Source organism: Pseudomonas sp. RIT288 (assembly GCF_000631985.1).
In the GTDB taxonomy this organism is placed as follows: domain Bacteria; phylum Pseudomonadota; class Gammaproteobacteria; order Pseudomonadales; family Pseudomonadaceae; genus Aquipseudomonas.
Genome location: NZ_JFYN01000012.1, coordinates 249,370 through 265,232, shown reverse-complemented (window position 1 = coordinate 265,232; position 15,863 = coordinate 249,370). Strand labels below are relative to the sequence as shown.

The window sequence follows — 15,863 nt, the reverse complement described above, 5'->3', positions numbered from 1 at the left end:
TCACGCGGCCGGGGTAACCCGATAGGGGTAGTCCATGTCCGTTTCGTTTGATGACATCACCTGGCACCGCGCCGTCGGCCAACTGATCGACGCCCTCGACAAGCCGAATTTCTGGGCGCAACTGGTGCGCCTGCTCGACCAGTACGTGGCGTTCGATAGCTGGGTGGTGCTGCTGTTCAGCGCCGATCAACACCCGCAGGTGTTCGCCGAATGCCCCGGCGACGACGGCAGCCCTGACCCGTTGTTTCAGGATTATCTGCGCGGGTTGTACCTGCTCGACCCGTTCTACATCGCCTGCCGCGAGCAGTCGCGCACCGGGCTGTTGCGCCTGTCCGAGGTGGCGCCGGAGCATTTCGAGCTGACCGAGTATTACCAGCGATACTTTCGTCTGAATGTGGTCGCCGACGAAATCCAGTTCAATTGCCAACTTGAAGGCGAACGCACGTTGTGCCTGTCGCTGGGCAGTGAAAAACGTTTCACTGGCGAACAGATTGCGTTGCTGTCATTGATCCAGCCCTGGGTGCTGGGCCTGTTGCGTCAGCGCCTGCCGTACGAGATCAACCAGACCGTGGCTCTCGCTGCCGCACCAGCAGCGGCCGACTGGCGGGTGCAACTGGAAGCGTCGGTGCAACAACTCAAAGGCGCGCAGCTGACCGCCCGGGAGCTGGATGTCGGTCGGTTGATGCTCAGCGGTTGCTCCAGTAAAGAAATCGCCCGTAAGCTGGAAATCTCCGTAGAAACCGTGAAAGTCCATAAGAAACACATGTACAGCAAGCTGGGGATCAAGTCCCAGTCGGAGCTGTTTTCGATTTTTCTCCAGGCGCAGAACGCCTGAAAAAGCCTTGGTACGCAGGAGATATCTGAAGCTTGGAATCCCCTGTGGCGAGGGAGCTTGCTCCCGCTCGACTGCGCAGCAGTCGCAAAACCTGGTCACGCGATGCAGCAGACAGACCGTGATGGCCAGGTTTTGGGCTGCTGCGCAACCCAGCGGGAGCAAGCTCCCTCGCCACAAGAGCAAGCCAGTCTGCGCGCCATGGGTAACCATTGAGTCCGAACCAAGGAAACCGTATGAGCCTGTCACTCCTGAGCCGCTACGCCTTCTTTGCCGTCTGCGTGATGTTCACCCTCGCCAGCCTGCCCTTTCTCGAACACGATTGGCTGTGGCCGATCACCGCCGTCACCGGCGTGCTGAGCCTGCTCGGTCTGTTCGACCTGCTGCAGAGCCCGCACGCGGTGCGCCGCAACTACCCGATCCTGGGCAACATCCGCTATCTGGTCGAAGGCATCCGCCCGGAAATTCGCCAGTACCTGCTGGAATCCGACAGCGACGCCCTGCCCTTCTCCCGCGCCCAGCGTTCGCTGGTGTATTCGCGGGCGAAGAATGAAAGCGCCGACAAACCCTTCGGCACCCTGATCGATGTCTATCAATCGGGCTTTGAGTTCATCGGCCATTCGATGCGCCCGGCGCCGTTGAGCGACCCGAGCAGTTTCCGCGTCACCGTCGGCGGGCCGCAGTGCACGCAGCCGTATTCGGCCTCGGTGTTCAACATCTCGGCGATGAGCTTCGGCTCGCTCAGCGCCAACGCCATCCGCGCGTTGAACCAGGGCGCCAAGCTCGGCAACTTCGCCCACGACACCGGCGAAGGCAGCATCAGCCCGTATCACCGCGAACACGGCGGCGACCTGACCTGGGAACTGGGCAGCGGCTACTTTGGTTGCCGCACCAGCGACGGCCGTTTTGACCCGGAACGCTTCGCCACTCAGGCGCAGAATCCGCAGGTGCGGATGATCGAAATCAAGATGAGCCAGGGCGCCAAACCGGGTCATGGCGGGATCCTGCCCAAGCACAAGGTTACCCAGGAAATCGCTGACACCCGCGGCATCTTGATGGGCGAAGACTGCATCTCGCCGTCACGCCACAGCGCGTTTTCCACGCCGATCGAAATGATGCATTTCATCCAGCAACTGCGTGAACTGTCCGGCGGTAAACCAGTGGGCTTCAAGTTCTGCCTCGGGCATCCGTGGGAGTTCATGGGGATCGCCAAGGCCATGCTGGAAACCGGCATCCTGCCGGACTTCATCGTGGTCGACGGCAAGGAAGGCGGCACCGGCGCGGCGCCGGTCGAATTCACCGACCACATCGGCGTGCCGATGCGCGAAGGCCTGCTATTCGTGCACAACACCCTGGTCGGCCTGAACCTGCGCGACAAGATCAAACTCGGCGCCAGCGGCAAGATCGTCAGCGCCTTCGACATCGCCAGCGTCCTCGCCATCGGCGCCGACTGGGCCAATTCCGCGCGCGGCTTCATGTTCGCCATCGGCTGCATTCAGTCGCAAAGCTGCCACACCAACAAATGCCCGACCGGCGTCGCCACGCAAGACGCCCTGCGCCAGCGCGCCCTCGTCGTCCCGGACAAGGCCCAGCGCGTTTACAACTTCCACCGCAACACGCTCAAGGCACTGGCGGAAATGTTGGCGGCGGCAGGCCTCGAACATCCGTCGCAACTGTCGGCCAAGCACCTGGTGCGACGCATGTCGGCGACCGAGATCAAACTGTTCTCGCAACTGCATGTGTTTCTGAAACCGGGGGAATTGCTCACGGGTGAGGTGAATGGCGAGTTTTACTCGCGGATGTGGCAGATGGCGCGGGCGGACAGTTTTGAGCCAAGCGAGGTGGTGGCTGCATGAGCGCAACCGGAGTGCCGGCTTCAGTTGAGGTCGGCACTCCGGTCGCAGGCAAACGAATACAACGAAACGTTCCCCTCCTGCAACGATTGCAAAGGTCTCCTCACTTTTGCAAGGCGCGGTGGTTCATTCGGCAAAACCGTATTGGTAATCCACCAGATTTTTCGGCCTGGACAATCAAGTACCGTCACACCATCGATATAGACATTCATTACCGGATCATTGAGTAGGCTCAACACACCCTGACGGGTGAGCTGCAAGAATCCATCAATCGATGAGCGGATCTCGAACTTTGGATCAATACCGGTGGTGTTGTAATAAGCGAAGCTCGGATACCAGAAAGCACTGGCGATCACGATCTCGTCTCCTGGATGCGCCAGCTGATTCAACTGAGTCACCAATGAGCTGAAGCTTGTGTCCTTGCGTGCGCCTGTCCCGTTTAATCCATCGGTTTGCAGGTACACCATCGTCAGACCGTGAACTTGCATAATGACCAACAATAGCAACGCCGCGCTCGCCAGAATGATTCGACGCCGTCCCCAGATATCCATCGCCGCCGCAGAAATCAGCGCGAGGGCCGGCGCGCAGAACACCAGGTATCGGGGTACAAATAAAGGAAGCGCCAAGGCAATCAGATACAGTGCGACCAGCGGAACAAAGAAGTAACTGACCAGCAAAACACTGAAGTGACGTTTGTCGGGGTTGCTGATGATGATTGTTCCGGCAAACACCAACATCAGCCCACACGGCAGCAGTTGCCATGTCAGAGGTATTGAAGCAGCCTCCCCGAGAACTGTGTACTGCCAGACAAGCGTCAAGGCGCCCTGCAACGTCACAGGTTCTATCCAGTCGAAGCTGCCGGTGCCACTTAGCTGCTGGATGAAACGGGGAATCCAAGGCAAATACAGAAACACGATCGCAATATTGGCAACTAACCATGATTGCGCTGAAATCGCCGCCCCGTCCCGAGTGGCCCGGCTCTGCCACCAGAACAGCCAATGCACCAGCACACACAATCCTGCGAAGTAGTGGGTATAAAACGCAGCAGTCATCAGCAAAACGTAGATCAACGCAAAGCGTTTTTGCTCAGGATGTCTTGCCCAACATAGCAATGCCACGGTTGCGGCCATCAGCCAGAATCCAAGCAATGTGTACATCCGTGCTTCTTGACTGTAACGCACTGATATCGGCAGTAGCGCCAGCAGTACGGCAGCAATCCAGGTAGCCCTGCGTGTCGAGATCAGGCTCATCAGCTTGACGCAAAGCAGCAACGTGCCGATATCCGCCAACACACTGAATGCGCGAGCCGCCAAAGGAGACTCTCCCCACACCGCCAACCAATAATGCAACAGCACATAATAGAGCGGCGGATGCACATCCAGTGCGGTCAACGCCCAGATACGCGCCGGCGTTTCTCGAGCCAGCAGCAGACTGTAGGCCTCGTCATACCAGATCACGGGGACAGTGATGGAGTAGAACCGCACGCACAGCGCAATAATCAGAACTGCCGCCAGAGCCAGCCGATCGGCCCGCACTGAAACATTCGCGTCTTTGAAAAAAGGTACGGCCACCCAGGGTTTCATGTCCGTTGTCCACGAAACAGCACAAACCGGAAAAAGCAGTACCCCAATATCAGGTTCAGCGCGGTAAACACCGTCACCGTCAGCAATCCATGCCAGTCACACGTATCGGCAATCGAGCCGATGGCGAAGCTTGCTCCCCCCATCCCTCCCATAAACAGCAAGTAGCCGAATACCGGCGTTTTGCTGTCGAAGGTGTAGAGCATATTCACGTAAAACGAGAACGCTGCCGCCACGCAGAACGCGGCGAAGTTACTGGCCGCCTGGGTGAATCCGATGGCGCTGCACAGGACGAAAAAAATCTGCCAGTGGATAAGTGCATCAGCGATTCCAATCACTGTCAGCGCAGGAAATCCCTTCATTACCGCTCCTTGCCGTAGCTTCGTCCGGCCAAATTTCGAAGCTAGGGCATGGCGCTTGAGTGGTCTACTGTCAGAAATTACAGGTGCTGGGTGGATTGCGACGGACGGTCGGGGTTACCACTGCAACAACCTGCCGTGAGGCGGCTCTTTCATGACGATGAAACCGTAATCGCCAGTTGTCGTCGATGTAGCGGAAGTCGGCGAGGATCAGGGGCAGGACGTACAACACGGTGGCCAGCAGGAAGAACAGCACGAGCGGCCGGTGACTGAGCTCTCGTTGGAGAAATGCGCTCACCTTCATGTCTGCGCCTCGATTCACTGCCGCGCGAGAATGCAAAGTGCTACAGGTTTGAGCCTTGCTTCGGGTTTTGTATCGCTCTTCCTGAGCGGTGGTAAAACGGCAAAAGATCGCAGCCTGCGGCAGCTCCTACAGGGTGAATACATGTCCCGTGTAGAGCTGCCGCAGGCTGCGATCTTTTGCTTTTGCTATCGCGCTAGATCAAGTGGCCGAACGCACCGCGCCCTGCGTTTCACCGGTCGGCTGCAACTTGAACACGTAGAACAATACCGTCAGCAGCACCAGGAATGCCGGCCCCACATAGAGCGCCACGCGGGTGTCCGGGAAGTACGCCATCAGGCCGACCACCAGCACCAGGAACGCCAGCGCGAAGTACGAGCTGACCGGGTATAGCCACATCTTGTATTTCAGGCCGGCACGTTCGCTGGCGCTCAGGCCTTTGCGGAATTTCAGTTGCGCCAGCAGGATCATCACCCAGGTCCAGATTGCGCCGAAGGTCGCAATCGAGGTGACCCAGACGAAGACTTTCTCCGGCACCAGGTAGTTGAGCAGCACGCCGATCAGCAGCGCGAAAATCGACAGCAGCAACGCGCGGCGTGGCACGCCGTTGGAGGTCTTGGCGAAACCGGCTGGGGCCTGGCCGTTCTGCGCCAGGCTGTAGAGCATGCGCCCGGTGCTGAAGATGCCGCCGTTGCACGACGACAGCGCCGCAGTGATCACCACGAAGTTGATGATGCCGGCGGCGGTCTTGATGCCCAGACGTTCGAAGGTCATCACGAACGGGCTGCCCTGAGTGCCGATTTCGTTCCACGGGTAGATCGACAGGATCACGAACAGCGCACCCACGTAGAACAGCAGAATGCGCCAGAACACCGAGCCGATCGCATCGGGAATGGTCTTCTGCGGGTTCTTCGCTTCACCGGCGGTCAGGCCGATCATCTCGACACCGAGGTAGGCGAACATGACCATTTGCAGGGACATCAGCACACCGGTCACGCCGTTGGGCATGAAGCCGCCGTGGGCCCACAGGTTGGAAATCCCCAGTGCCACGCCGTCGTTGCCGAAACCGAAGGCAATGATGCCGACGCCGCCGATGACCATGGCGATGATGGTGACGATCTTGATCAGGGCGAACCAGAACTCGAATTCACCGAAGGCTTTGACCGCGATCAGGTTGATCGAGCCCATGCTGATCAGCGCAGCGAGGGCCCAGATCCAGCGCGGCACATCGGGGAACCAGATGCCCATGTACACGGCGACGGCGGTGATTTCCGCGACGCAGGTCACCAGCCACAGGAACCAGTAGTTCCAGCCTGTGAGAAAGCCCGCCAGCGGACCGAGGTAATCCTGGGCATAGCGGCTGAACGAGCCGGCCACCGGATTGTGCACGGCCATCTCACCGAGGGCGCGCATGATCACCAGGATCGCCAGGCCACCGAGAATGTACGACAGCATGATCGCCGGACCGGCCATTTCAATGGCCTTGGCCGAACCCAGGAACAGGCCGACGCCGATACAGGCGCCGAGCGCCATCAGGCGGATATGCCGTTCACCGAGTTCGCGTTTGAGCGAGCCGCCGTGAGCGGTCTCGCCATGGGGCAGGTGATTGCCGACTGGCATAGGGATACAACCTCGTCTTGTTATTGGATATGACCACCGAGTGGCGAAGCGTCGACCGATAGGCCCTGGCTTGCCGAAACCGCGCCGGCCTCGTGGGCAAACGCGCCTTGCAGGTCCCGACCTGCAAGATCAGCGGGGCGTGCAGTATAAAAAGCTTGTGACAGGGCTTTTCACTCTATAAACCACAACATTCAGCGGGAACTCTCGGCAGAAAGCCGGTTTACGGAGAGGCATTAACTGCTTTACGTAGGAATAGTCGCCACCAAAAAGGCCGCCGAGTATTGCACAGCATGGGTGCACCGTCATGCCCCTGCGTTGGTGGTATTGCATGGGGAATGGCTCTAGCACAGCGGTTTCGATGAATTGACTGTCAAATCCCCTGTGGCGAGGGAGCTTGCTCCCGCAAGACTGCGAAGCAGTCGTAAAACCTGCGCACGCGGCGTTTCAAACACGTCGCGATTAGGGGGATTGGGGTTGCTACGCAACCCAGCGGGAGCAAGCTCCCTCGCCACAGAGGATCCGACATCTGGAAATTTTCGGAAATTTCGTACAGTCATCGCCGACCCAATTCTTGAATGCTGCGACTAGCGTGAATAAGGATTGAACTCGCAAAGGACGCAACGGAATGCGTAAACATCTACATTCACACAGGCTACGCCGAGGGCGCTATTCGGAATCGGGACGTGCCTATCTGATAACTGCAGTGGTGTATCAGCGCCGCAGGATATTCAGCGATTGGCAGGTAGGCCGTTTATTGGTAGCGGAGCTCAGGCGAGCTCATGATCAGCGATGGGTCGACTCGATCGCCTGGGTGGTGATGCCTGATCACCTCCACTGGTTGGTCCAGCTGGAAGCAATGCACATGGAAGGCCTGATGCAAGCGGTGAAGTCCCGCAGCACATTGTCGATTAATCGCGCCCTGAACCGAAAAGGCGCGTTTTGGCAAACCGGCTACCACGACCGCGCCATCCGTGATGGCGAAGACTTGAAACCCTTCGCCCGATACATCATCGCCAATCCGCTACGGGCAGGATTGGTGGAGCGGATTGGCGACTACCCGCTTTGGGACGCCTGCTGGCTCTAAACCTCCCACTCTCCCTGTGGCGAGGGAGCTTGCTCCCGCTCGGCGGCGGAGCCGTCGTAATACCCGCGCAGGCGGTGTTTCAGACAAATTGCGACTACAGGGATTGGGACTGCTGCGCAGTCCAGCGGGAGCAAGCTCCCTCGCCACAGGTGCAGTTTTCTTCAGAAACCACCCCACTCAAACCCCGCACTTTTTTTCCCCCATCACCAACCACCGTCTAAGCTTCAGTCAAGTCCGATCAATCTGCGTGAATGGATCAATCGACTATGGGCGCTTTGTGGCAAACCGATTCGAGTAAAGCCGTGGTTCCGACTGAACGTGTGGATGAAGCGCCTGTCCCCCCCAAAAAACGCCGCAACCGGCATGGCTGGAAGGCGTTCTGGTTATTGCTGCTGATTATTGCCATCGTGGTGGGTCTGGCCGCGAGCAAGGAGATGCGCACCTCGCGTTTCCAGTCCCGGGAGCTGAGCCAGTACGCCGCCTCGCTCAAATATCAGCTGGAGCCCGGCCCCAGCGAAGCGATCCGCTATCCGGGCAACGGGCCGTTCGATCTGCGTCTGGGCTACAGCGCCCTCGATGAATTCCTGCCGCGTCTGCTCAAGCGCAATTATGTGATCACCGAGCAATCCCGGTTTTCACCCGCGCTGCTGAGCTACACCGACAAAGGCCTGTTCGTGCCCTATTCGGAAAAGATCCAGGCCGGGCTGTCGATTACCGATTGCCGCGCTGCGCCGTTGTATCAGTACAAGTACCCGCAGCAGCTGTATTCGAGTTTCGCGGCGATTCCACCGGTAGTGGTCAGCAGTCTGCTGTTCATCGAAAACCGTTTTCTGCTCGACCCCAAACAACCGCTGGCCAACCCGGCGGTGGACTGGCCGCGCTTCGGCATGGCCGCCTGGTCGCAGGTGGCGAAGTTGCTGAGCCTGCCGGGGCAATCGGCGGGGGGCAGCACCCTGGCGACGCAACTGGAGAAGTACCGGCACTCACCCGATGGCCTGACGGTGTCCGGCGCCGAGAAGATCCGTCAGATGATTTCCGCCAGCGTGCGCGCCTATCAGCCCGGGCCGGAAACCCTCGGCGCGCGGCAGAACATCATCCGCGACTACCTCAACAGCGTGCCCCTCTCCGCCGTGCCGGGGCATGGCGAAGTACATGGCATGGCCGAAGGTTTGCGGGTCTGGTACGGCAGCGATTTCAACCAGGCCAATGCACAGCTGAACAGCCCGGCCACCGATCCGAAAACCATGGCCGACAAAGGTCTGGCCCTGCGCGAAATGCTCTCGCTGATGATCGCCCAGCGTCGCCCTTCGCATTACCTGAACAAGGGCCGTGAAGAACTCGCCAACCTCACCGACAGCCACTTGCGCCTGCTCAAGCAGAACGGCGTAATCGACGGCGCGCTGGCCGATGCCGCACTGGCGAGCAAGGTCACTTACCGCGACTGGCAGACCCAGCCGACCATTCAACCGATCGAAACCAACAAAGGCATCAGCGTCGCCCGCAGCCGTCTGGCGAGTATGCTCAACCGTCCGCTGTATGACCTCGATCGCCTCGACCTGTCGGCCACCAGCACCTTGCAGAGCGAATTGCAGACCCAGACCACCGACTACCTGAAAAAACTCGCCGACCCCACGTTTGCCGGGCAGATCGGTTTGATCGGCGAACGCCTGCTCACCCCGACCAGCACCACCCAGGTGCGTTATAGCTTCACCCTGTTCGAACTCACGCCGGACGGCTCGCGAGTGCGCGTGCAGACCGACAGCACCGACCAGCCGTTCGACATCAATGAAGGCAGCAAACTGGAGCTCGGCTCGACAGCGAAGATGCGCGTGCTCACCACTTACCTGCAGATCATCTCTGAACTGCACGACAAGTACGGCGCCATGAGCGTGCCGGAACTGAAGAAAGTCGAAGTGCCGGATCAGGACCGCCTCAGCCAGTGGGTGATCGACTACCTGATCCAGAACAAGGACCATGATCTGTCGAAAATGCTCGGCGCCGCACTCGACCGCAAGTATTCGGCCAGCCCCGGCGAGGCGTTTTTCACCGGTGGCGGCCTGCATGTGTTCCACAACTTTCGCAAGGAAGACAACGGCCGCCTGCCGACCCTGCGCGATGCGCTGCGCGAGTCGATCAACCTGCCATTCATTCGCCTGATGCGCGATGTGGTGCGCTACGTCACCTACTCCGGCCCCAACAGCAGCGCCGAGTTGCTCAAGGACGACCGTGACCCGCGGCGTCAGGAATACCTCGCCAGTTTTGCCGATCGCGAAGGGACTTCGTTCCTGCTCAAGTTCTGGAAGAAGTACAAGAACAAGGACACTCAGGCGCGCCTCGACACCTTCCTCGACAGCATGCGCCCGACCCCGATCCGCATGGCCGCCGTGCACCGTTATCTGCTGCCCGATGCCAGTCAGGAAGATTTCAACAGTTTCGTGCGCGCGCACCTCAAAGGCGCCAAGCTCACTGAAAAACTCACCGACGATCGCCTGATCCGGCTGTACGACGCTTACGGCCCGGGCACCTACGATCTGCCGGATCAGGGCTTCATTGCCAAAGTGCACCCGCTGGATCTGTGGCTGATGGGCTACCTGCTGCACAACCCGGACGCCACCTTCAGCCAGGTGGTCAAGGCCAGCCAGTTCGAGCGTCAGGAGGTTTACAGCTGGCTGTTCAAGAGCAAGCACAAGGGCGCCCGTGACAGCCGCATCCGCACCATGCTCGAGATCGAAGCGTTCCTGGAAATCCACCAGCGCTGGCAGAAAGTCGGCTATCCGTTCGACCATCTGGTGCCGTCGCTGGCCACCGCCATCGGCAGCTCCGGCGATCGCCCTGCCGCGCTGGCCGAACTGATCGGCACCATCCTCAACGATGGCGTGCGCATGCCCACGCTGCGCATCGACAGCCTGCACTTTGCCGCAGGCACACCCTATGAAACGCGCCTGACCAACGACCCGCATGTGGGCAAACGGGTGATGCCTTCGGAGGTCGCCACAGCGATGCGCGAGGCGCTCTCGCAAGTGGTGGACTCGGGTACGGCGAAACGGGTTTCCGGCAGTTTCAAAATCGCCGACGGCACCCCGCTGGTGATGGGCGGCAAGACCGGCACCGGCGACAACCGCATCGAAGCCATCGGCTCCGGCGGGCGGATCCTCAGTTCGAAGTCGATCAACCGTACCGCGACATTCGTGTTCTACATCGGCAACAACCACTTCGGCACGCTCACCGCATTCGTCCCCGGGCGCTCGGCGGAGAACTTCAAGTTCACCTCGGCGCTGCCGGTGCAGGTGCTCAAGGGCATGGCGCCGATCCTCTCGCCGTACCTGCAACCGGGTACGCACACGATGTGCCAGGCACCGGAGGTCACTGCCGCCCGCTAAGCACGAAAGCGCTGTGACGGGGTGGTAACTGTGTATTTTTCACTCCGTGTTTTTCGAAGGCTCCGTGCGCAACCCCGGCGGTTTCAACCGGGTATTTGCGCTTTTTTCACCCACTGTCCTTGCCTAGGCTGATCGCTCCATTTTTGATCAAGGACGATCCAGCAATGCCCACCCTTTCCCCGCAGGGGCAACCGCCACGCACGGCGCACCTCGTCTCACCGGATGTCAGTGTTCATTATCAGACGATCGAAAAAGCCATTCCGGCCTGGCTGCGCGCAAGCTCAGCGGCTCGGGTCAATGAGTTGCAGCTGCACCGACTGAAGCTGCCAGCCTGGTATCAACAGGTATCGGACGCCGAACATCGGCGTCTGCAACAACAGATGCAAAATGCCTGGAAAGCACAAAACGAAGTGGACAAGGCCTTGAGCCGTCTGCAAGACGTCTACGCTTTCGCCAGGCCGTTATTGCAGCAGGCGCTGCAACAGCGCTTCGGCGTCGAGGACGACGTCGAAAACACCTGGTTGCGTCTGTACGCCCCCGTCAACAGTGCGTGGTGGGCCCATGACTTTGTCGGTGCAACCACCAGCCGGACCGTCTCGCTGCTCGACGCTGCATTGCATAATTTTTCCCGCGACGAAGCGTTCAGCCCGGACTCGGAGTTCACCACCCGCCCCGATGCCAACGGCCACTTCACGGTCAGGCCGCTCAAGCACAAACTGAGTATCGAGCAGTTCAAGTCACTGTGCCGCGAGCTGAATATCGGCGCCCGATACGAGCAGCATCTGCACGAGTTTCTGCGCTCGGGCAACCGTGTGGCCCACCAGGTTTTGCAGTACCGGGTCATCTTCAGTCAGAAAAGTACATTGAGCGTCTGTGCCCAACTGGCCCTGGCGAAAAAGGACATTGACCGCGACGCCTACGAGGTCATCCAGGGCATGCTCGATGATCGCCGCAACCTGCGCTGGCGCGGGCGCGCCATCAACTACTACAACCTCGCCATGATGGATACGGCGCTGACCGGTATCACCCTCATCGCCCCTGATGTGGACTCCGCCGATGCCCCGGTCCCGGTGATTGCCTATGTGCCCCATGACCCGGAGCACCCGCTCAGACAATACCCCTCGGCACTGGACTTCATGGCGGAACTGACGCGACAACTGCGCGACCGCGACGCTTCCGGCAGCTATCAGCGGTTTTTCAGCCAGTTCGTGAACCATCAGCAGCGCGGGCATTTTTTTGCAGGCTTGAACGCCCGCCTGAGCACCGTGAAATGGCACGCCGTACCGCCGGGAACCCACCTGCCCAGTTGGCGCGAAACGCCTGTGGATCACCCCGACCTGCGCTTTCGCCTGACAAAAATCCAGGACGACCGCGACACCCGCTACACCGGCAGTCTCTGGGCTTACTTCCATCAGCAGAAGCTCAACAAGATTTTCAATGACGCGCGGGAGATCGCCATTTCGACCGAGTATGCCGACCGCATGGCCCGCTGGGCCTGGTGGGACAACCTGGGGAAAATCTTCTCGGACATCTTCAACGTGGCGCTGCTGGTAGTCACCCCGCTGGTGCCGGGGCTCGGCGAATTGATGCTGGCCTACACCACGTATCAACTGCTCGACGGCGTCTTTGAAGGCATCGTCGACATGGCCGAAGGGCACTTGGCCGAAGCGGGTGAGCAAGCCATCGGCGTGCTGCAAAGCATCGTCCAGCTCGGCGCCTTCGCCGCTGGCGCCAGCCTGGGACGTGTCGCACGGGTCAAGCTGTCCTCGTTTGTCGAAGGCCTGAAACCGGTGCAGTTGGGCGATGGCCAGACCCGCCTCTGGCACCCGGATCTGGCGCCCTATCGCCTGCCGGAACAGACACTGCCGAGCCCGCCCCGTCCCGATGCGAACGGCGTTCATACGCTGGGGGACAAACACCTGCTGCGCCTGGATCAACACGTCTTCGAGGTGAGCAAGGATCCGGTTTCCGGGAAACACCGCCTGCGCCATCCGCGACGTCCCCGGGCCTACGCGCCGACGCTTGCACACAACGCCGACGGCGCCTGGGTCTGTGAAACGGAAAATCCGCGTCTGTGGGACGGGCGAAAACTGCTGCGGCGCATCGGTCATCGCACCGATGGTTTCAGCGACGCGCAACTGGAGCACATGCGCCTGCTGAGCGGTACCGACGAGGACATGCTACGCCGCATGCATGTCGACAACACCCCGCCGCCGCCGTTGCTCAGCGACATGCTGGATCGACTCGGCCCGGCGCGTCCGGTGCAGCCCGACGCGCCACTGTCGCCGGCGGCCAGCCAGGTGCTGGTGGATTGTCCACAATTGACGCCGGTTCTCGCCGAACGGGTGGTTACCCATGCCCGGCCGATGGAACAGCAGCAAGCCACGACGCAACGCCGTTTGCCCTTGCGTTTGCGCACGACCGCCCGCGAGGTGCAGTTTGAATTGCAGTCCGTGCGCGCCGCCCAGGGTCTGCAGCAGGAAGCCCTGAGCAACATCGACAGCGAACGGCTGATACTCGGCGCGCTGCGGCATTACAGCGATACCTTCGGGGCGCTGCGGATTGAAATCCGTGAAGGCACGTTCGACGGCGAGTTGCGTTGCGAGGCCGGTGCGGCGATCGCCGAGCGCATCCGGGTGCTGGTGCGGGTCGCTGCCGATCGCTATCAAGTGCGCGATGGCGCGAACCTGCCGATCCACCCCGCCAGTGGCCTGTACGAGGCAATCCTGCAGGCGATCAATCACGATGGCCGCAGTGCCCTGGGGTATCGAACCGACGACATCGAACCGTTCAAGCAGTGGATCATCGCCAGAACCCAGGCCCCCAGCGAGCGGCGCACTCTACTCGCCAGTCCGCCGATCCGCCCGATCGCTGAATACAACACCCTGTTTCTGGTGCGCGGCCCGGGCCTGAGCCGCAATGCCGCCACGCTGGAGCAACGCATCCAGGATCTGCATCCGCATTTCAGCCCGAGCGAGGTCGAAGCGTTTGCCAATGCCTTGACCGAACGCGGCGAGCCGCTCAAGGCCATCGAGGCACATGAAGATGAACTCGATGAACTGCGGGTCATCGTCCATCGCTGGCGCTATCAGCAACCGCAGACCTGGGGGCCGGGCAGTCAGGGATTCCGTGACGGTGGCGGGCTGCATATCTACGAAAGTCTGCTGAACTGCTTCGAACGCAAGAACGCGCACCTGGGCAACCGCGCCGACCCATCGGCCTATGCGCTGGACCTGTCGCGGGAACTGCTCTCCACGGATCTGGAAACCTGGTGGGCGAAACGTCCGCCGCTGAAGAAGTTTCTCGACAAGGTCACGCTGCTCAATCTCGACAACGCGCGGTTTTCCCCCGACGCCAACGGCCTGCTCAAGGATTTTCCGAACGTGGTCGAGCTGAGTGCCAAATACTGCGAGCTGACGCGCTTGCCGGAACGCGTCGGGATCACGATGCCCCGCCTCGAACGTCTGCGTCTGAACAACAACCACATTGTGCTGGACCGCGCCGCCGTCGAACGGCTAGGCAACCTGACCTACCTCGAAGTGCTGAGAATGGACGACAACCCGCTGGGGCTGTCGCCCGATCTGTCACGCATGCCGCGCCTCAAGGTGGTGGCGCTGAAGAACACCGGCCTGACCACCTGGCCGGACGGCATTCTGGCCAAGCCACGGCCACGCGGTTTGCTGCTCGATCTGCGCGGCAACCCGCTGACGGTTATCCCCGACGTGCCGAGCGGTTCCGATGGGCAATGGCTGGTGGCGCGCACGCGTCTGGACGTCGCCGCCCTGTCAGACCTCAACCAGTTGCGCTACCAGGACAGCCGCCGTTCGATGGCACTGCCACCGGAGCCGATCATGCCGGTCGCCATCCCAGGCACCTCGATCATCTCCAACTATGGCGCCGACTACTGGGCCGACGTACCGGGCTGGGGCGTTGATCGCGAAACACCGTGGACAGAGCTGGTGGAAGATCCCATGGCCGAACCGTTCATGGCGACGTTACTCAGCGTGCGTGAGTTTGCCGATTTCCGTGCGGGTGGAACGGCGCGCGAGCAGTTGATGCAACGCGTCTGGCGCATGCTCGATGCCGTGCACGTCGACAGTCGCTTGCGCGAAAAACTGTTCACCATGGTGGTGGCGCCGGTGGATTGCGCCGATGCCGGTGCGCAGCTGTTCAACCACATGGGGGTGAACGTCCTGGCCTACGAGGCGCATGCCTATTCGGTCGAGCCGAAGGAACTGGAACTGAAGCTGGTGACGCTGGCCAAAGGCGCAGCGCGCCTGGAGCAGGTCAACGAAATCGCCCGGGCCGATGTTGCCAGCCGGGGCGGCAATCCCGACGACGTGGAGGTTTATCTGGCCTACCAGACCGGCCTGGCCAAACGTCTCGGCTTGCCCTGGCAGTCCGAGGGCATGCTGTACCGGCCGGTGTCCGGCGTCACTGACGCGATGATCGATCAGGCCTGCGACACGGTACTGGCGCTGAGTGAAGGCGATGGTCTGGTCAACCAGATGCTTGAGCTCGACTTCTGGAAAGAGTACCTGAGCGAGCGCTATCCCGTGCGCCTGGAAAGCAACAAGCGTCTGTTCCAGCACCGCTACGAAGCCCTTGAATCGCTGCGCGAAATCCAGCACCAGTGGGTGCAATCGACCGTGGCCGAGGAACGCGCAGCCTTGCGCGAACAGCTCAAGACGTTGATGAACGATCTGCCGGCGCCGGCAACCGTGGTGTTCAATGAGGAACCGATCAGCGACACGCTGTTCGACCGGCTGCTGGTCGATCTGGCGGATGACGAAAAAGAGCTCGCGCGTCGCCTGACCCGTGAAGCCCTGACCCGCGCCGGTCTTTGATAACGGC

The 15,863-nt window shown here is 60.6% G+C and carries 9 protein-coding genes; 5 read left to right on the top strand and 4 right to left on the bottom strand.

What is annotated here, in order from left to right:
• The first annotated feature begins 34 nt into the window (after nt 1–34).
• Together BW33_RS12885 and BW33_RS12880 are read left to right on the top strand one after the other, a co-directional pair.
• Entirely contained in the window at nt 35–835 is an 801-nt protein-coding gene (locus BW33_RS12885; protein ID WP_047599343.1) for a helix-turn-helix transcriptional regulator, read from the top strand.
• Nucleotides 836–1,068: 233 nt separating this feature from the next.
• A complete protein-coding gene (locus BW33_RS12880; protein WP_047599342.1) occupies nt 1,069–2,688 on the top strand; it encodes an FMN-binding glutamate synthase family protein in 1,620 nt (539 codons plus the stop codon).
• Nucleotides 2,689–2,708: 20 nt separating this feature from the next.
• On the opposite strand, the gene BW33_RS12875 is transcribed toward BW33_RS12880, so the two are convergent.
• The 4 genes from BW33_RS12875 to BW33_RS12860 form a co-directional block, all read right to left on the bottom strand.
• The gene (locus BW33_RS12875) at nt 2,709–4,268 is read right to left on the bottom strand and encodes a glycosyltransferase family 39 protein (protein WP_052032717.1); all 1,560 of its coding nucleotides are present in this window, start codon (nt 4,266–4,268) and stop codon (nt 2,709–2,711) included.
• Nucleotides 4,265–4,627: a GtrA family protein gene (locus tag BW33_RS12870; RefSeq protein WP_047599340.1), complete on the bottom strand. Its 363-nt coding sequence runs from the start codon at nt 4,625–4,627 to the stop codon at nt 4,265–4,267. The genes BW33_RS12875 and BW33_RS12870 overlap by 4 nt, the downstream gene beginning before the upstream one ends.
• A 70-nt stretch (nt 4,628–4,697) precedes the next feature.
• Nucleotides 4,698–4,928 (bottom strand): hypothetical protein, encoded by a 231-nt coding sequence (locus tag BW33_RS12865; RefSeq protein WP_047599339.1) that lies wholly within the window; start codon nt 4,926–4,928, stop codon nt 4,698–4,700.
• A 198-nt stretch (nt 4,929–5,126) separates the two neighbouring features.
• Nucleotides 5,127–6,545 (bottom strand): amino acid permease, encoded by a 1,419-nt coding sequence (locus BW33_RS12860; RefSeq protein WP_047599337.1) that lies wholly within the window; start codon nt 6,543–6,545, stop codon nt 5,127–5,129.
• 625 nt (nt 6,546–7,170) lie between these two features.
• On the opposite strand from BW33_RS12860, the gene BW33_RS12855 reads away from it, so the two are divergent.
• From BW33_RS12855 to BW33_RS12845, 3 genes are all read left to right on the top strand, one after another.
• Entirely contained in the window at nt 7,171–7,629 is a 459-nt protein-coding gene (locus tag BW33_RS12855) for an REP-associated tyrosine transposase (RefSeq protein WP_047599336.1), read from the top strand.
• A 266-nt stretch (nt 7,630–7,895) separates the two neighbouring features.
• Nucleotides 7,896–11,009 (top strand): transglycosylase domain-containing protein, encoded by a 3,114-nt coding sequence (locus BW33_RS12850; RefSeq protein ID WP_047599335.1) that lies wholly within the window; start codon nt 7,896–7,898, stop codon nt 11,007–11,009.
• A 164-nt stretch (nt 11,010–11,173) separates the two neighbouring features.
• A complete protein-coding gene (locus tag BW33_RS12845; protein ID WP_047599334.1) occupies nt 11,174–15,856 on the top strand; it encodes an NEL-type E3 ubiquitin ligase domain-containing protein in 4,683 nt (1,560 codons plus the stop codon).
• Nucleotides 15,857–15,863: the final 7 nt, after the last annotated feature.